This window comes from Kitasatospora sp. MAP5-34 (assembly GCF_029894335.1).
In the GTDB taxonomy this organism is placed as follows: Bacteria; Actinomycetota; Actinomycetes; order Streptomycetales; family Streptomycetaceae; genus Kitasatospora.
In genome coordinates, this window is the sequence record NZ_JARXZC010000020.1 from 1 (window position 1) to 17,897 (window position 17,897).

Annotated in this window: 14 protein-coding genes; 7 read left to right on the top strand and 7 right to left on the bottom strand. The window is 72.6% G+C overall.

Annotation, left to right across the window (positions count from 1 at the left end):
• The 3 genes from P3T29_RS17785 to P3T29_RS17795 all read right to left on the bottom strand — a co-directional run.
• A partial coding sequence (locus P3T29_RS17785; RefSeq protein WP_280717473.1) for a Dyp-type peroxidase domain-containing protein occupies positions 1 to 403 on the bottom strand: 403 nt, incomplete at its 3' end.
• The gene (efeU, locus tag P3T29_RS17790; protein ID WP_280717475.1) at positions 403 to 2,436 is read right to left on the bottom strand and encodes an iron uptake transporter permease EfeU; all 2,034 of its coding nucleotides are present in this window, start codon (positions 2,434 to 2,436) and stop codon (positions 403 to 405) included. The genes efeU and P3T29_RS17785, both read right to left, overlap by 1 nt.
• Before the next feature lie 182 nt (positions 2,437 to 2,618).
• Positions 2,619 to 3,926 (bottom strand): SAV2148 family HEPN domain-containing protein, encoded by a 1,308-nt coding sequence (locus tag P3T29_RS17795; protein WP_280717476.1) that lies wholly within the window; start codon positions 3,924 to 3,926, stop codon positions 2,619 to 2,621.
• Positions 3,927 to 4,380: 454 nt separating this feature from the next.
• On the opposite strand from P3T29_RS17795, the gene glgX reads away from it, so the two are divergent.
• The 3 genes from glgX to treZ all read left to right on the top strand — a co-directional run bounded on the left by glgX (position 4,381) and on the right by treZ (position 10,790).
• A complete protein-coding gene (gene glgX / locus P3T29_RS17800; protein ID WP_280717477.1) occupies positions 4,381 to 6,489 on the top strand; it encodes a glycogen debranching protein GlgX in 2,109 nt (702 codons plus the stop codon).
• Positions 6,490 to 6,642: 153 nt separating this feature from the next.
• The gene (gene treY, locus P3T29_RS17805) at positions 6,643 to 9,042 is read left to right on the top strand and encodes a malto-oligosyltrehalose synthase (RefSeq protein WP_280717478.1); all 2,400 of its coding nucleotides are present in this window, start codon (positions 6,643 to 6,645) and stop codon (positions 9,040 to 9,042) included.
• The gene (gene treZ / locus P3T29_RS17810) at positions 9,039 to 10,790 is read left to right on the top strand and encodes a malto-oligosyltrehalose trehalohydrolase (RefSeq protein ID WP_280717479.1); all 1,752 of its coding nucleotides are present in this window, start codon (positions 9,039 to 9,041) and stop codon (positions 10,788 to 10,790) included. Before treY ends, treZ begins: the two co-directional genes overlap by 4 nt.
• Here the strand turns inward: treZ and P3T29_RS17815 are convergent.
• Together P3T29_RS17815 and P3T29_RS17820 are read right to left on the bottom strand one after the other, a co-directional pair.
• Positions 10,778 to 11,671 (bottom strand): transketolase C-terminal domain-containing protein, encoded by an 894-nt coding sequence (locus P3T29_RS17815; RefSeq protein ID WP_280717480.1) that lies wholly within the window; start codon positions 11,669 to 11,671, stop codon positions 10,778 to 10,780. The genes treZ and P3T29_RS17815 overlap by 13 nt on opposite strands.
• A gap of 27 nt (positions 11,672 to 11,698) precedes the next feature.
• Positions 11,699 to 12,349: a transketolase gene (locus tag P3T29_RS17820; protein ID WP_280717574.1), complete on the bottom strand. Its 651-nt coding sequence runs from the start codon at positions 12,347 to 12,349 to the stop codon at positions 11,699 to 11,701.
• 160 nt (positions 12,350 to 12,509) lie between these two features.
• On the opposite strand from P3T29_RS17820, the gene soxR reads away from it, so the two are divergent.
• The 3 genes from soxR to P3T29_RS17835 all read left to right on the top strand — a co-directional run bounded on the left by soxR (position 12,510) and on the right by P3T29_RS17835 (position 14,406).
• Positions 12,510 to 12,998: a redox-sensitive transcriptional activator SoxR gene (soxR, locus tag P3T29_RS17825; protein ID WP_280717481.1), complete on the top strand. Its 489-nt coding sequence runs from the start codon at positions 12,510 to 12,512 to the stop codon at positions 12,996 to 12,998.
• Positions 12,999 to 13,143: 145 nt separating this feature from the next.
• Positions 13,144 to 13,959 (top strand): SAM-dependent methyltransferase, encoded by an 816-nt coding sequence (locus tag P3T29_RS17830; protein WP_280717575.1) that lies wholly within the window; start codon positions 13,144 to 13,146, stop codon positions 13,957 to 13,959.
• Between the two features lie 57 nt (positions 13,960 to 14,016).
• Complete coding sequence (locus P3T29_RS17835) at positions 14,017 to 14,406, top strand: VOC family protein (RefSeq protein WP_280717482.1); 390 nt, start codon at positions 14,017 to 14,019, stop codon at positions 14,404 to 14,406.
• A gap of 29 nt (positions 14,407 to 14,435) precedes the next feature.
• Here the strand turns inward: P3T29_RS17835 and coaE are convergent, their stop codons facing one another.
• Positions 14,436 to 15,035, bottom strand: coding sequence for a dephospho-CoA kinase (coaE, locus tag P3T29_RS17840; protein ID WP_280717483.1), 600 nt, complete (start codon positions 15,033 to 15,035; stop codon positions 14,436 to 14,438).
• Positions 15,036 to 15,245: 210 nt separating this feature from the next.
• Here coaE and P3T29_RS17845 point away from each other — a divergent pair, with 210 nt between their 5' ends.
• On the top strand, positions 15,246 to 16,154 hold the full coding sequence (locus P3T29_RS17845; protein ID WP_348532837.1) for an alkaline phosphatase family protein: 909 nt from the start codon (positions 15,246 to 15,248) through the stop codon (positions 16,152 to 16,154).
• On the opposite strand, the gene P3T29_RS17850 is transcribed toward P3T29_RS17845, so the two are convergent.
• On the bottom strand, positions 16,132 to 17,883 hold the full coding sequence (locus P3T29_RS17850) for an amidohydrolase (RefSeq protein ID WP_280717484.1): 1,752 nt from the start codon (positions 17,881 to 17,883) through the stop codon (positions 16,132 to 16,134). The genes P3T29_RS17845 and P3T29_RS17850 overlap by 23 nt on opposite strands.
• Positions 17,884 to 17,897: the final 14 nt, after the last annotated feature.

Consider the following 17,897-nt stretch of genomic DNA (forward strand, 5'->3'; position numbering starts at 1 on the left):
CGGACGGCGGCGCGCCCACGCCCAGGCTCAGCGGGGTGCCGCCGGCGGTGAGGAACCTGATCCGCTCGGTCAGGGTGTGGAACAGCTCCTCGAGGCCCTTGCGGTCCTGGGCGACCACGTCGAAGGAGACGAAGGCCGCGTAGCCGGGCGTCGGGTCGGTGACACCGGCCTGGTGGTCGCCGTGGAACGGGACGACACCGCGCTTGGCCGGGCTGCTGGTATCGGCGCTCGCCGAACCTGCCGAGACGGTGAAGGCGCCACCGGCTATGGCGGCGGCACCGGCGCCCGCGCCGAGCGCGGCCTTGACGAAGCTGCGGCGCGCGGGCCCGGCGGGGCAGCCGTCGGCCACCGGAGCGGCGGCGTGCGGGAAGGGGCAGGAGCCGGTAGCGGTCTGGTCGGTCATCAGGCGGACTTCCGGATCTCGAGCAGGTCGGGGATGGGTGCGAGGTCTTCGAGCAGTTGGCCGGTGGCGGCGTTCAGCTGCTGACGCGTGGTGGCGGCGAGCCGGTCGACCGGCGTCCAGCCGCCGTCCTGCAGGTGCGCGGCGGCGAGCAGGGCGTTGACCCGCAGCATTCCGGCGTCCACCTTGGTCAGCAACTCGGGCGACCGCTCCTTGATCAGGGGCTGGAGCACGGTCAGCAGCTCCTGGGTACCCGCCAGATTGGCCTGAGCGGTCGCCAGGTTGGTGCCGCTGCCCTGGTCGGTGTCACCGGTGAGCTCGAACTGGAGGGTGTTCTCCAGGATTTCGTGGGTCCGCAGCGGCAGGTCACCGACGTCGAACTGCTGGGTCGGGAAGGCCTTGGCGAGCCCGTCCACGTCGGTGACCAGCTGGTCGGCGACGGGGGTCAGGTCGGCGGCGCTCTGCTGGTGCCACAGGCCGTACTCCAAGCGGAGGAACCCGGCGAAGTCCTTGTCCTGGGACTTGTCGGGCAGGCCGTCGGGGCGCCCGTTGATCTTGCCGTCGAAGTCGGCGAATGTGCCGTACGCGGCGCCCAGCGCGGAGTACTGAAGGTGCGCGGTGAGCCAGTCGGCCCGGGCGGCGTTCAGGTCCCCGGCGTGGATGTCGGCCTGGAGCTTGCGGGTCTCGGTCTGCAGGGTGGCCAGGCCCTGGCCGACGTACGTCCGGTAGGCGGCCAGCGGCGCCTTCAGGTCGTCCTCGGCCACCGGGGCGACGGCCTTGACATCGGCTCCGCCGGTGACGTGGACGGCCGCCGAGGTGACGCTCTTCCCGCCGGTGGGGACGCAGCGCCAGGCGTAGTCGCCGGTGCCGATGGTGGCGGTCAGCGAGCGGGTGGTGGCGGGGGCCAGGCCCTCGATCTCGCCGTAGACGGCGCCGCTACCCGGGTTGATCAGGTAGACCTCGGAGGTCTTGTCACCCGTGTTGTGCATCTGGAAGACCTGCTGGCCGGGCTGCGGGGCGCCGAAGCCCTTGCCGCACTCCGTCTCGGAGACCGCGACGGTCGAGGCACCGGCGGGCTTGCCGTCACTGACCACGATCACCACGCCCGCCAGCACGGCGGGGGCGGCGACGAGCACGGCGGGGACCAGCCAGCGCGGGCGGCCGGCCTTCGCCTCGACGGCCTCGGCCTGAGCAGGGGCCTCGGCGGCAGGCGCAGGCACGGCGGAGCCCCGGACACCCTCGACGAAGAGGGTCATCACGATCGACAGGTAGGCGACGTACGCGACGACCTGAAGGACGGTCATCCTGACGGTGAGGTTGAGGACGCCCTGCACCAGGGTCGCGTACCAGGAGCCCTGGTCGAGGTGCGCGCCGAGGTCGAAGGCGTACGTGGAGCCGCCCGGCAGGACACCGGACTCCTGCAGGTCGCGCAGGCCGTAGCTGAGCACGCCCGCCGCGATCACGATCAGGACGGCACCGGTGACGCTGAAGAACCTGGTCAGGTTGATCTTCAGCACCCGGCGGTACAGGCCCCAGCAGAGCCCGATGGCGAGCAGCAGTCCGACGGCGGCACCGATCAGCGGGCCGGTCGAGCTCCTGGCGGTCTGGATGGTGCTCCACAGGAAGAGGGAGGTCTCCAGGCCCTCGCGGCCGACGGCCAGGAAGCTGGTCAGGACGAGGGTCCCGGCGCCCATGGCGAGCGCGGCGGCGACCTTCTCGCGGATCTCCGAGGAGAGGTTCCGGGCCGAACGGCGCATCCAGAACACCATCGCGGTGACGAAGGTGACGGCGATCAGGCTGAGCGCACCGCCGAACGCCTCCTGCGCGGGCCCGGAGAGCTTGGCGGCGGTGAAGGTGAGCACGGAACCGAAGCTGAGGGCCAGGGCCAGCGCGGCGAGCACGCCCGTCCAGACCTGCGGGAGGCGGGACTTCTCGCCGGAGCGCACCAGGGTGGCGACCAGGATGGAGACGATCAGCCCGGCCTCCAGGCCCTCACGTAGACCGATCAAGAAGCTTGGAAACGCGTCGTCCCACATGGCCTTACCCGTCCGATTGCCCGACGCCCCGGGCCACCTCGGACCGGAACGGCTCAGCCCGACGCCCCGGGCAGGGGGACTGCCCAGGGCGTCGCTACTTAGCTTAGGCATACCTTAGCCACAGCGAGGCCGGGCGTCCACGTTGGGGTACGAACGCTGGATGCTCCAGACCGGACGATCACTCAGGAAACGGCGCGTGAGTCGGCCCACACGCCTTCGAACTCCTCGCGGTAGACCTCCAGCAACCCCGGCTCCTGACCGCCCGACCGACCGCCCGGCTGGCCACCCGGCTGACCGCCTGTCTGCCCACTCGTCCCCAGGGCCACCGACCCCCGCAGCACCAGCGCGGGCGACTCGATCCCCCGGGACCGCCGTAGGTAGGGCTGGACCACCCCGATGTCCGTCGAGCGCCGTCGGCTCCCGGCCGGGCCGGCCACCCGGGGGCCCTCCACCAGGTAGGCGGTGAACCTCGGCGTCTCGTCGAAGACCCGGATCTCGAAGCCGCCCTGGTCCCGCAGCCCGGCCCGGACCCGGCGGACGTGCATGATGTTCATCTCGATCGAGCGGGCCAGTTCGCCCCGCCCGATCCCCAGCTCGCGCTCCCGGCGGCGCACCGCGCTGCTGGCCGGGTTGAGGAAGAGCAGCCGGACCCGGCAGCCGCCGGAGGCGAGCCGCACCAGCCGCTTGCCGGTGTAGTTCTGGCAGAGCATCCCGAGTCCGATGCCGACGGCGTCCAACCGCCGGGCCCCGTCGAGCAGGTCCTCCACCGGCAGGTCGCGCTGCAGCCGGACCCGGTCCGGGTGCACCGCGACCACGTCCGCGTACCGTCCGGCGACCAGCTCCTCGACCACGTCGGCGGGCACCCCGCCGGTGCCGCCGTCCAGCAGTACCAGCAGCCGGGCGGCGGCCCGCTCGGCCTGGGCCAGCACGGTCTGCGAGAGGCTGCGGTTGCGCGAGACCACGTGCCGGGCGACCTCCAGCTCGTCCAGCGCGAGTTCGACCTCGCGGCGGTCCAGCACGTACGGCTCGAAGCAGGGCCAGTGCTGCACCATCAGTTCGCGCAGCTGGGGCATGGTCAGGAAGACCAGCGGGTCGTCGTCGGACGGGTCGAGCAGGTAGCCCTTGCGGCGGCTCACCTCGCGGACCGCGCCCGCCCGGTGCACCCACTCCTCACCGGCGGGCCCGGCGGCGGCCGTCACCCAGTCCTCGCCGTGGGCCGGTGCGTAGACCGGGCGCAGCACCTCGTCCACCAACGCGCGCAGCCGCTGCTCGACCAGGTTCAGCCAGACGTACGCCCGGCCGGTCAGCCGGACGCGCTGGTGGGCCAGCTCCCACTGCTCGGCGGACCAGGCGAGCGGCAGCCCGTCGGGCGGCCCGGGCTGGGCCGGCACGGTGGCCCGGCCCGCCATGGACGCGCGCATGACCATCGTCGGCGCCTCGCTCCGCCCGGGGCCCTCGGACCCACCCCGGCCGTCGGAGGGGACCACCATGCGCTACCTCACCTCTCGGCCCGCCGGCCCCGACCCGCCGGGGTGACGCACCGTCCGCTGACACAGTCTTAGGCCACGGCGGCCTCGGCCTGGGCAGAGGCTGTCTCCGCTGGCGATTCCGGCGTGGAGTCCGGAGCGCGCCGGAAGATCACAGGGTACTGCGCGGGCCACGCGGGCCGCAGCCGCTTCCCGGCATCGCGGCGCGTACCAGGAGTCGGCGGCACCACCGGCGCGACCGCGCCGCCGTCCGGAATCCGAGCCGCGCACAACCCCCACCACGGACACCCGTTCGGGCGAACAACGAGTGAAAGCGCCCTAATGGCGGGCAGGCGTTGGGGAGTATGCCCCTGTGTCGTGTATCACGGTACGAACGGACTCGGCCTACCCGGGCAACCGGCCGGGCAGAGCCCAGTGGAGCGCCAATTCCCATGACGCCAAGGGAGTTTGAGGACTTATGCAGGTCTGGCCAGGTCAGCCGTACCCCCTCGGCGCCACGTACGACGGAGCCGGCACCAACTTCGCGGTGTTCTCCGAGAGCGCCGACCGGATCGAGCTGTGCCTGCTCTCCGAGGACGGCTCCGAGACGGCCGTCGAGCTCCGCGAGACGGACGCCTTCGTCCGGCACGCCTACCTGCCGGGCATCCAACCCGGCCAGCGCTACGGCTTCCGGGTGCACGGCCCGCACAACCCCGGTCTCGGCCAGCGGCACAACAGCTCCAAACTGCTGCTGGACCCGTACGCCAAGGCGATGAGCGGCCAGATCGACTGGGACGAGTCGGTGTACGGCTACCACTTCGGCGCGCCCGAGCGCCGCAACGACCTCGACTCCGCGCCGCACACCATGCACTCGGTGGTGATCAACCCGTACTTCGACTGGGGAAACGATCGTCCGCCCCGGACGGACTACCACCGCACGGTGCTGTACGAGGCCCATGTGAAGGGCCTGACGCAGCTGCACCCCGGCATCCCCGACGAGATCCGGGGCACGTACGCGGGCCTGGCGCACCCGGCGCTGATCGAGCACCTGGCCAAGCTGGGCGTCACCGCGATCGAGCTGATGCCGGTGCACCAGTTCGTCCGCGACCACCGGCTGCGGGACCTCGGGCTCTCCAACTACTGGGGCTACAACACCATCGGCTTCTTCGCGCCGCACTCCTCCTACTCCTCCGGGGGTGACCGGGGGCAGCAGGTGCAGGAGTTCAAGTCGATGGTGAAGGCGCTGCACGCGGCCGGGATCGAGGTCATCCTCGACGTGGTCTACAACCACACCGCCGAGGGCAACCACCTCGGGCCGACGCTCTCCTTCCGGGGCCTGGACAACGTCTCGTACTACCGGCTCGCCAAGGACCAGCGCTTCTACGAGGACACCACCGGCACCGGCAACAGCCTGCTGATGCGCAGCCCGCACGTACTCCAGATGATCATGGACTCGCTGCGCTACTGGGTCACCGAGATGCACGTGGACGGCTTCCGCTTCGACCTCGCGGCCACGCTGGCACGGCAGTTCCACGAGGTCGACCGGCTCTCCTCGTTCTTCGACCTCGTCCAGCAGGACCCGGTGGTCTCGCAGGCCAAGCTGATCGCCGAACCGTGGGACCTCGGCGAGGGCGGGTACCAGGTCGGCAACTTCCCGCCGCTCTGGACGGAGTGGAACGGCATGTACCGGGACACCGTCCGCGACCTGTGGCGCGGCGAGAACGCCAGCCTGGCCGAGTTCGGCTCCCGGCTGACCGGCTCCTCCGACCTCTACCAGGACGACGGCCGGCGGCCGATCGCCTCGATCAACTTCGTCACCTGCCACGACGGTTTCACCCTGCGCGACCTGGTCTCGTACAACGACAAGCACAACACCGCCAACGGCGAGGACAACCGGGACGGCGAGAGCTTCAACCGCTCCTGGAACTGCGGCGCCGAGGGCGACACGGACGACCTCGCCGTCCTGGAACTGAGAGCCCGTCAGCAGCGCAACTTCATCGCCACCCTGCTGCTCTCCCAGGGGGTGCCGATGCTCTCGCACGGCGACGAACTCGGGCGCACCCAGCGCGGCAACAACAACGCCTACTGCCAGGACAACGAACTCTCCTGGGTCCAGTGGCAGTCCGGCGACACGAAGCTGCTGGAATTCACCCAGGGCATGATCTGGCTCCGCCGCGACCACCCGGTCTTCCGCCGCCGCCGCTTCTTCCACGGCCGCCCGGTCTCCGGCACCCACGACGACCTCACCGACATCGGCTGGTTCACCCCCGCCGGGGAGGAGATGACCAAACGGGACTGGAGCACCAGCTACGCGAAGTCGCTGACGGTCTTCCTGAACGGCAACGCCATCTCCGAACCCGACCGGCGCGGCGGGAAGATCGTCGACGACTCCTTCCTGCTGATGTTCAACGCCCACTTCGAGCCCCTGGAGTTCACCGTCCCCGCCGACCACGGCCAGGAGTGGCAGGTCGTGGTCGACACCTCCGAGCCCATCCTCCCCGCCCCGGGCACCGGCACCCGGGTCAAGGCCGGCGACTCCCTCTGGCTCACCGACCGCTCCCTCCTCGTCCTCCAACGCCCGGCGTGAAGTTTTACACGTGGGCCAGTTGCACTATCAAGGGGCGCGGGAAACCGCGCGAAACCGGAAGGCGACAACCCGCACCCCCCGCAGCGAGCACCCCCACACCCGTTAGGGCCAACGCGGCGATAGCCAAGCCCCCGCAGGGGTAGGCATGTCCTCATGACCTCCGCCGAAGCCTCCGCTCAGCCACGCCCGGCCGGGGCCACCCCTCCCCCGACAGCCAGCTACCGCCTCCAGCTCCAGCCGGGCTTCACCCTGCGGGACGCCGAACGCGCCGTACCCTACCTCGCCGCGCTCGGCGTCTCCCACCTGCACCTCTCCCCGCTGCTGGCCGCCGTCCCCGGCTCGACCCACGGGTACGACACCGTCGACCACGGCCGGATCAGCGAGCAGCTCGGCGGCGAGAGCGCCCTGCGCGCGCTCGCCGCAGTGGCGCACCGGCACGGGCTGCGGCTGATCGCGGACGTCGTACCCAACCACATGGCGCTGCCGGTGCCCGAGCAGCTCAACCAGCCGCTCTGGCAGGTGCTGCGGGACGGGCCGGACTCGCCGTTCGCGCCCTGGTTCGACATCGACTGGACGGCCCAGCCGGGCCCTTCCGACGCCCCCGAGCGCGGCCGGCTGCTGCTCCCGCTGCTCGGCGGGCGGCTCGGTGAGGTGCTCGACGAGCTGACGGTGGACGGGGAGGTACTCCGCTACCACGACCACGCCTTCCCGCTCCGCCCCGGCACCACCGGGCTGCCGCTGCCCGAGCTGCTGGCCCGCCAGTGGTACCGGCTGGCCTGGTGGGAGCTGGCCGGCAGCGAGCTGAACTACCGCCGGTTCTTCACCGTCAACGAGCTGATCGCCGTTCGGGTCGAGGTGCCCGAGGTCTTCGAGGCGACCCACCGCACCCTGCTGCGGCTGCACGCGGACGGCGTCCTGGACGGCTTCCGGATCGACCACCCGGACGGCCTCGCCGACCCGCGCCGCTACCTGGAGCGCCTGGCGGCGGCCACCGGCGGGGCCTACACGGTGGTCGAGAAGATCCTCACGGGCGGTGAGCGGCTGCCCGCCGACTGGCCCTGCGCGGGCACCACCGGGTACGACGCGCTGCGCCGGATCGACGGCGTGCTCACCGACCACCTGGGCGCCGAGCACCTGATCACCGCGTACCGGCACGACACCGGCGCCGGCTCCGCACCCGAGGCGGCGCGGCAGGGCCGGGCCGAACTGACCGGCCCGCACGGGGAACTGGCCGCCGAGGTGGACCGGCTGGTCCGCCTCGCCCAGCGGATCTGCGCCGCCGAACCCGCGCTCGCCGACCACTCACCGCTCGCCCTGCGGGAGGCGCTCGGCGAGCTGCTGACGGCGTATCCGGTCTACCGGCCGTACGTCCGGCCGGGCGAGCCCGCTCCCCCGGAGGCCGTCGCGGACGTCGAGGCGGCGCTCGACGGCGATTCACCGACCGCCGCGCTGGTCCGCGAGCTGGCGCTCGGGCGGCTCGGGCGCAGCCCCGCGAAGGACGAGTTCTGCGCACGGCTCGGACAGACCGCCTCCGCCGTCGCGGCGAAGGGGGTCGAGGACACCGCCTTCTACCGTTGGAACGCCCTGCTCAGCCTGAACGAGGTGGGCGGCGACCCGGGCCGGCCCGGGGTGAAACCCGTCGACTTCCACCGCTGGTGCGCCTACCTGGAGGAGCACTGGCCGCACTCGATGACGGCGCTCTCCACCCACGACACCAAGCGCAGCGCGGACGCCCGCGCCCGGCTCGCCGTGCTGGCCGAGCTGCCCGAGCACTGGGCCGCCGAGTGCGCCGCCTGGACGACGGCGGCCGGGCTCTGTCCGGACCGCAGCTCGGCCTGGCTGCTCTGGCAGACCCTGGTCGCGGCCTGGCCGCTCGACGCGGACCGCCTGGTCGCCACCCTGCTCAAGTCCGCCCGCGAGGCCAAGCAGCAGACCTCCTGGACGGCCCCGGACGCCCGCTTCGAGCGCGCCCTGACCGACTACGCGCACGGCGTGCTGGCCAACGCCGGGCTCTGCCCGAGGATCGACGGCTTCGTCCGGATGCTCGCTCCGTACGCCCGCAGCAACAGCCTCGCGGCGGCCCTGCTGCACCTGACCGTGCCGGGCGTGCCGGACCTGTACCAGGGCAGCGAGGAGCCGCTGTACACCCTGGTCGACCCGGACAACCGCGCGCCGGTGGACCTCGGCGCGCTGGCCGTACGGCTGACGGACTCGCCTACGGACCGGGCGGGTGATCTGGCCCGCGAGAAGCTCCACCTCACCACCACCGCGCTCCACCTGCGCCGCGAACTCGGCCCGTACCGCCCGCTGGCGGCCGAGGGGCCCGCCGCCGACCACCTGCTGGCCTTCGGGCGCGGCCCCGGGGTGATCAGCGCGGTGACCCGGCTGCCGTACGGGCTGGAGCGGTCCGGCGGCTGGCGCGACACCGTGCTGGACCTGCCCGCCGGGCGCTGGACGGAGCAGCTGACGCAGCGCACGTTCGGCGCCGGGCCGGTCCGGTTGGACGCGCTGTTCGCCGTGCACCCGGTGGCGCTGCTGACGGAGGGCCCGTGACGGACTATCAGGTGTGGGCGCCGGACGCCGTCCTGGTCGAGGTGGAGGTGGACGGCACGGCGTACCCGCTGCGGCCGGATCCGGGCCGCCTCGGCTGGTGGCAGGCCGAGGCGCCCGCCGGGGACTACGGCTTCCGCCTGGACGGCGGCCCGCCGCTGCCGGACCCGCGCTCACCGCGCCAGCCGTACGGGCCGGACGGCCTGAGCCGGGCGGTCGACCACGCGGCATTCCACTGGTCGGACGTTCCCTGGCAGGGCCGGGCGCTGCCGGGTGGGGTGCTGTACGAGCTGCACGTCGGCACCTTCACCCCGGCGGGGACGTTCGAGGCGGCCGCCGAGCGGCTCGACCACCTGGTTGAACTCGGCGTGGACTTCGTGGAGTTGATGCCGGTCTGCCCCTTCTCCGGACGGCACGGCTGGGGTTACGACGGGGTGTCGCTCTGGGCCGTGCACGAGCCGTACGGCGGCCCGGACGGGCTGAAGCGCTTCGTGGACGCCGCCCATCGCAAGGGGCTCGGCGTGGTACTGGACGTGGTGCACAACCACCTTGGCCCGTCCGGCAATTACCTCCCGGCGTTCGGCCCGTACTTCACCGACCGGCACCACACGCCCTGGGGTTCGGCGGTCAACCTGGACGCGCCCGGCTCGGACGAGGTGCGGGACTACCTGATCGGCAGCGCGCTGGCCTGGCTGCGCGACTACCGGATCGACGGGCTGCGGCTGGACGCGGTGCACGCGCTGGCGGACGACCGGGCCGTGCACTTCCTGGAGGAACTGTCAGCCACTGTGGACAAGTTGGCCGTGTCGACCGGCCGGCCGCTGTTCCTGATCGGCGAGTCCGATCTCAACGATCCGCGCACCACCAACCCCCGGCAGGCGGGCGGCCACGGTCTGGCCGCGCAGTGGAGCGACGACTTCCACCACGCCCTGCACGCGCTGCTGACCGGTGAATCCCAGGGCTACTACGCCGACTTCGCCGAGCGTCCGTTCGCCGGGCTGACCAAGACGCTGACCCGGGGCTTCTTCCACGACGGCAGCTGGTCGTCCTTCCGCGGCCGGATCCACGGGCGCCGCTTCCCCGCCGGGTACGGGCACCGGCTGCTGGGCTACCTGCAGACCCACGACCAGGTGGGCAACCGGGCGACCGGCGACCGGCTCTCCGCCACTCTCCCGCCCGGCCGGCTCGCCGCCGGGGCGGCGCTGGTGCTGACCTCGCCGTTCACCCCGATGCTGTTCATGGGCGAGGAGTGGGGGGCAGGTACACCCTGGCAGTACTTCACCAGCCACACCGACCCCCAGCTCGCCGAGGCCGTCCGGCAGGGGCGGCGGCGGGAGTTCACCGAGCACGGCTGGACGGCGGAGGAGATCCCCGACCCGCAGGCCCCCGGCACGGTACTCGCCTCGACGCTCGACTGGACCGAACCGGCCCGCGCACCGCACTCCGAACTCCTCGACTGGTACCGCAGGTTGATCCGGCTGCGGCGGTCCTGCCCCGAACTCACCGACCCGGACCTCGCGGCCGTCCGGGTGTCGTTCGACGAGGAGCAGCGCTGGCTGGTGGTGCACCGGGGGCCGTACCGGATCGTCATCCGGATCGGCGGTGCCGCTCCGCTCGCGGTGCCGCTGGACCGGCCCTACGCCGGGACGCTCGCGCTGTTCGGTGACGCCTGGCCCGCTTCGGCCGAAGGCTCGCTCTTCCTCGCGCCGGACTCCACGGCGGTGGTACGGGTGGAGGCTCAGCGGAGGTAGCCGGTGATCCGCCCGCGCAGACCGGGCGCGTCCAGGCCGTAGGCGGCGAGGTGTTCGTCGATGGAGCCGTAGTGGCGGTGCTCCTCGCGCGGGACGCCGAGGCCGAGGACCCGGTGCGGGAGGTCGGCGAGCGCGTCGTGCGCCTCGTTGTTGGAGGTGCCCACGAGGTAGGGCTCGACCAGCACCACGTCGGCCTTCTCGCCGACGGCCGCGCGCAGCCCGGCCGCGTCGAACGGGCGGACGGTGGCGGCGTACAGCACGGTCACGTCCAGGCCCTCGGTGGCGGCGAGCACCGCGTCCAGCATCGGTCCGACGGCGAGCACCACGCCACGCGTTCCCTGGCGAACCGTCACAAACCGTCCTGGCGCGACCGGCTGAGCATCGGCGTTGCTGTGGTTGGAGAGCCGGACGTACACCTTGTTGTCTCCGTCGGCGGCGGCGTGGCGCAGCAGCGTCTCGGCCTCGTCGGGGTGTCCGGGCACGTGCACCGTCCAACCGGGCAGGGTGTCGAGCAGCGCGATGTCACCGGGTGCCATGTGGGTCCGGCCCCCGGCCGGCCAGTCGTACGAACCGGAGGCGCTGACCAGTACCGCGCCGACGCCCTGGTGCCCGAGGTCCAACTTGACCTGCTCGAAGGGGCGCTCGACCAGGAAGCTGGCGAAGGTGTGCGCGATCGGGCGCATCCCGGTCAGCGCCAGGCCGCCGGCGGCACCGATCAGCAGCTGCTCCCGGATGCCGACGTTGATCACCCGGTCGGGGTGGCGCTCGGCCGTGGGGGCGAAGGCGGCGGCGCTGATGTCGGCGAGCACCACGGCGATCCGGGGGTCGTGGTCGAGCAGGTCGGCGGTGGTGGCGAAGAAGCGGTCGCGCATGGTGTCCATCAGGGGGCCTCTTTCGGTGTGGGGTGTTCAGGCGTTCTTGGGCTCGACGCGGGCGACCACGGCGTGCGGCCGACCGGGGTGCGGCGCGGTGTACGCCGCGTGCAGGGCTTCGTGGTCGCGGCCGTCGACGGTCGCGGTGGACCAGCCCTCGGCCTCGAAGCGGGCGGCGATGCCGCCGCGCCAGCCGTGCGTCGCCGAGGAGTTGTCGATGGCGACGACGTGCAGCCGGTCCAGCCCGTACGAGCCGGCGAAGGCGATCGCCTCGTGGTTGCTGCCCTCGTCGAACTCGGCGTCGCCGATCAGCACCCAGACCGCCGGGTCGGCCAGCCCCTGGGCCCGCAGCCCGAGCGCGGTGCCGACCGCCAGCGGCAGCCCGTGCCCGAGCGAGCCGGAACCGATCTCCGCACCCGGCACGAGCAGCCGGTCCGGATGGTGGCCGAGCGGGGAGTCGTACGAGCCGAAACCCGGCAGCAGGTCGGGCGGGAGGAAGCCCTTGGCCGCCAGCACGGCGTAGTAGGCCATCGGGCCATGGCCCTTGGAGAGCAGGAAGCGGTCCCGGCCCTGGTCCCGGAAGGTCTCGGGGGCGACCCGCAGCACGCGGTCGTAGAGCACCCAGATCGCGTCGAGGGTCGAGGTGGCGGCGGCGGTGTGCTTCTCGGCGCCGGTCATCAGGGACATCAGGCGGGGCAGGTCGCCGAAGCCGAACTGCTCCTGCCGCCTGGGCTGCTGCGGCTCGGCCTGATGCGGGGTGGACTTCTGCGGGGTGATCGCTGCGGTGGTCATGAGAGAAGCGTGCAACTTGAAGCCGACTTCAAGTCAAGCGCTATCCTTACGGCCCGTGACCCTCTCCCGCCACGACCTCCTCACCATCGGCCAGCTCGCCGAGCGCAGCGGGCTGGCCACGTCCGCGCTGCGGTACTACGAGAAGCTCGGCCTGATCCACGCGACCCGGACGGCGGGCGGGCAGCGCCGCTACCAGCGGTCCACCCTGCGGCGGGTGGCGTTCGTCCGGGCCGCCCAGCGGGTCGGGCTCTCCCTGGAGGAGGCCCGGGCCGCGCTCGGCCGGCTGCCGCAGGACCGGGCGCCGAGCACCGGCGAGTGGAGCGGGGTCGCCACCTCCTGGCAGGACCGGATCGACCAGCAGATCGCCGAACTGGAGCGCCTGAAGAAGAAGTTGGGCGGCTGCATCGGCTGCGGCTGCCTCTCACTCTCCCGCTGCGCGCTCTACAACGCCGACGACCGGGCGGGCACCGCCGGCCCCGGCGCCCGCTATCTGCTCACCCGTGAGCCCAGCACCGGGCCGGGGCCGCATCCACCGACTGCCTGAGACCGGGCGGCCCGTTCGCTTATGCTGCCAAAACGACGTCAGCGGCGCTGTCGAAACCTCCGGGGGGAAGACCGACATGATCGAGCATCAGGACCAGTACGAGGCCGAGCACCAGGACGAGCTGCAGCACGTCTCGTTCGACTGGATGGGCGGGGAGGCCGAGGACCGCACCCCCGCCGACCTGAAGCCGGAAGTGCCGCACCCGGCACGGATGTACGACTACTTCCTCGGCGGCAAGGACAACTTCCCCGCCGACCGCGTGGCGGCCGAGAAGGTCCTCGCGATCAGCCCACTGGTCCGGATCGGCGCGCTCGCCAACCGGGCCTTCCTGCAGCGCGCCGTACGGCACCTCGCGGAGCAGGGCGTCAAGCAGTTCCTGGACATCGGCACCGGCATACCCACCGCCGGGAACACCCACGAGACGGCCCAGCGGGTGAACCCCGACTCCCGGGTCGCCTACCTGGACAACGACCCGATCGTGCTGGTGCACAGCCGCGCGCTGCTGGCGGGCGCCAGCCACGGCAGCGCCACCGTCGTCCAGGGCGACCTGCGCGACCCCGGCGCCGTCCTGGACGACCCGCAGATCCGCAAGGTGCTGGACCTCGGGCAGCCGGTCGCGCTGCTGCTCTTCGCGATCCTGCACTTCATCGACGACGCCGACGACCCGTACGGCCTGGTCCGGCACCTGGTCGACGCCCTCCCGTCCGGCAGCTACCTCGCGCTCTCGCACGGCACGGCCGACTTCATGTCCGCCGCCGACGCGGCCAAGGGCCCGGCCGTCTACCGCAGCGCCACCGCCCAGCTGACGATGCGCAGCAGGGAGCAGGTGCTGCGCTTCTTCGACGGACTGGAGCTGGCCGAGCCCGGCCTCGTCACCGCCCCGCTCTGGCGCCCCGACCAGCCCGCCCGCGAGACCGACGCCATGACCGGCATCTGGGCGGGCGTCGCGCGCAAGCCCTGACACCCGACCGGCTCTGCCTGCCCTGCCTGCCCTGCCTGCCCTGGCAGGATGCCCGTCATGGCATATATCGGTCTCACCACGCTCCTGGTCCGCGACTACGACGAGGCGATCGCCTTCTACGTGGACGCCGTCGGCTTCGAGCTGCGCGAGGACGCGCCGCGCGAGGACGGTGGCCGGTGGGTGGTCGTCGCGCCGCGCGGCTCGCGGGAGACCGGGCTGCTGCTCGCCCGGCCGGGCAAGCCCGAGCAGGTGGCCCGGATCGGCGACCAGACCGCCGGCCGGGTCGGGCTCTTCCTGAACACCGAGGACTTCGCGGGCGACCACCGGCGGATGACCGAGGCCGGGGTGGTCTTCCTGGAGGAGCCCCGGCACGAGGCGTACGGCCCGGTCGCGGTCTTCGCGGACCTCTACGGCAACCGGTGGGACCTGATCCAGCCGAAGGCCTGACGCGCCGCCGGCTGTCTCGGTGGTTTCGCTCAGCCCGCCTGACGCTCCGCCAGCTGCTGCCACACCTCGCGGACCCTGACGTCCAGGTCCTCCGGCGTGCCGCCGTTGTCGAGCACCAGGTCGGCGATCGACAGGCGGGCCTCGCGGGTCGCCTGCGCGGCCATCCGGGCTTTGGCCTCCGCCTCCGCCATGCCGCGCAGCCGGACCAGCCGGTCGAGGCGGACCTCGTCGGCGGCGTCCACCACGATCACCAGGTCGTAGAGCGGGGCGAGCCCGTTCTCGGCCAGCAGCGGGACATCGTGCACCACGAGGTCGTGCGGCCCGGCGGCGGCCTCCAGCTCGGCGGAGCGGGCCCGGACCAGCGGGTGGACGATGGCGTTCAGGGCGGCCAGCCGGTCCTGGTCGGCGAAGACCAGCGCACCGAGGGCGGGGCGGTCCAGCGCGCCGTCCGCCCGCAGGACGTCCGGGCCGAACTCCGCCACCACCGCGCGCAGCCCCTCAGTGCCCGGGGCCACCACCTCACGGGCGATCAGATCGGAGTCCACGATCACCGCGCCCAGCGCGGCCAGTCGCCCCGAGACGGCGCTCTTGCCCGCGCCGATCCCGCCCGTCAGTCCGATCCTCAGCATGCGGCCAGGCTACCGCTCGGGCCCCGGCCGGTGACGGGCCGGTCCCCGCCGGACAACGCGGGCGGTCGCGCGGGCGAACATCTGGCGGCGGTGGGGCGAACAGTGCGCAGGCCCGCCCCGCAACGCCCGGACAACCGGCTTCTGGCGCCTGACCAGGGCGGTTAGGGTGCCGGTCAGGCCCCCGCACACCTGACCGATCGGAGCTCCCCCATGTCCAGCCGCTGGCCCGCCGGCCCCCGCCGCGTCCTGGTCGTCGGTATCGACGGCGTCCGCCTCGACCTGCTGCCGGAACTGCACACCCCGCACCTGGACTCCGTCGCGGCCGAGGGCTTCCTCGCCCCGGTCCAGGTGGACGAGGTGACCCCGACCATGTCGGGCCCGTGCTGGACCACCATCGTCACCGGGGTCGGCGTCGCCAAGCACGGCGTGCTCGGCAACCACTTCGGCGGCAACCGGCTGGACGTCTTCCCGGACTTCACCACCCGCCTGGCCGCCGTCCACGGCCGCCGGACCTTCGCCGCCGGTGGCTGGGAGCCGCTCTTCCTGGCCCGCAGCGGCGGCCCGCTCTTCACCGCGCCCGGCCGGCTCTCGTACATCGCGCCGCTGCAGGACACGCCGGAGGCGTGGGAGGTCTGCGACGAGCGGGTGACGGCCGAGGCCGCGTACGTGCTGGGCAGTAGCGACGACGACCCGCAGGCGTCCTTCGTCTACCTGGGCGCGGTGGACGAGACCGCCCACTTCCTGGGCTGCGGCGAGGAGTACCGGCGTTCGGTCGAGACCGCCGACCAGCGGCTCGGCCGCCTGCTCGCGGCCGTCCGCAGCCGCCCCGGCCACGCCGAGGAGGAGTGGACGGTGATCGTCGTCACCGACCACGGGCACCTCGACCAGGGCGGCCACGGCGGCCGCACCGAGCTGGAGCGCACGGCCTGGATCGCGGCGAGCGGGCCCGGCATCACCCCGGGCGCGCCCGTCGCCGACCTGCACCACACCGATGTCGCCGCGCACGTCTACGCGGCACTGGAGATCGCCCCGGACCCGCACTGGACGCTCGACGGCCGCCCGTTCAGGCGGGCCGCCGAGCCCGCCCGGGCCGTCGTCAGCAGTGCGGTGCCGGTGTGACGCGAGCGGAGACCGACACCGGCTCGGGCTCCTCGGAGTCGGCCGCGTTGTAGACAGTCACGCCGGCCTTGATGGTCTCCTCGACGGTGAGGTCCTTGATCGCCTTCGCGGGGATCTGCAGGGGGTTGTCGCTGAGGATGACCAGGTCGGCGAGCTTGCCCACCTCGATGCTGCCCTTGCTGTCCTGTTCGAAGTACTGGCGGGCGGCGTTGATCGTGACGGACTTCAGCGCGTCCAGGGCCGACACACGCTGGTGCCGCCCCAGCACGTGGCCCGAGCGGGTGACCCGGGTGACCTGGCTGGACAGGATGGCGATCGAGTTGGGCAGCGCGACGGGGGCGTCGTGGTGCGAGGTGTAGCTCAACCCCCGGTCCAGCGCCCAGCGGGCCGGGGAGATCTCCGCCGCGCGCGTCTTGCCGAACACGGTCTCGCGGTACCAGTCACCCCAGTAGTAGGTGTGCATCGAGAAGAACGACGGGATGACGCCCAGCTCGGCGAAGGCGTCGAGCTGGTCCGCACGGGCCGTCTGGGCATGGATCGCGACCGGCCGACGGTCGGCGGGCCCGGCCTCGGCCGTGACCGTCCGCGCGGTCCGGACGAACTGGTCGATGGCGGCGTCACCGTTGACGTGCGCGATGACCTGCCAGCCGTTCTCGAACCCGGCCCGCAGTTGGGTCAGCGCGACGTCGTCCTCGATCGCGCGGTAGCCGCAGTAGCCCTCCTCCGTGCCATCCGGCCGGGTGGTGTACGGCTCGGTGAGCCAGGCGGTCCGGCCCTGTGGTGAGCCGTCCAGCACCATCTTGATCCCGCCCGCCCGCAGGCCCCCGACGTACTCCCGGCCGGCCCGGACCCTGCCTGGCTCCGCCACCGCCTCGCCCGCCTTCACGTACACGACCACGTCGGCCGGGAAGCCGCCCGGGTACTCATCGGCGGCCTCCCGCATGGCGTCCAGGACGTCCAGCGAGGCGGCCCCCTCCTGCACGGTGGTGAAGCCGAAGCTCGCCGCCGCCCGCAGCCCCTTGAACAGGAACTGTCCGACGTCCGCCGGATCCATCCCGTCGATCGCCAGGCCGGAGGCGGGGAGGAACGCGGACTCCTCCAGCACGCCGTTGGGCACCCCGTACGGCCGCACGAGATCGGACTCCCGCCGGATCACGCCGCCGGGCGGGTCGGGCGTGCCCTTGCCGTAGCCCAGTACCTCGAGCCCCTTGCTGTTGACCGCGCCCAGGTGGAACGACTGGTGGATCGCCAGCACCGGCCGCTCGGTGGACACCTCGTCCAGGTCCGCGCGGGTGGGGTGCTGCCGCCCGTCCAGCATCGAGTCGTCGTACCCGAAGCCGATGATCCACTCGGACCGCCGACCCACCGGACTGTCGGCGAACTCACGCAGCTTCTGCCGCAGCGAGTCGAGATCGGTGACATCACCGTCGGGCTCGGCCAGCAGATTGGCGATGGTGGCCTGCAGGCCGGTGCCCGTCAGATGGCCGTGGGCGTCGATGAAGCCGGGCAGCAGCGTACGGCCCCGGAGGTCCCGCAGCGCCGTCCCGTCACCCTGCCAGTCCTCGAACGCCCGGGAACGATCACCGACGAAGACGATCCTGCCGTCCCGGACCGCCACCGCCTCCGGCGCGAGCTCGGTCTCCTCGGCCGCCACGGTCACGATCTCACCGCCGAAGAAGATGACATCGGCGTCGCCGGACGCTGCTCCACCTGGAGGATCAATTGCCATGGCTGGCCACCCGC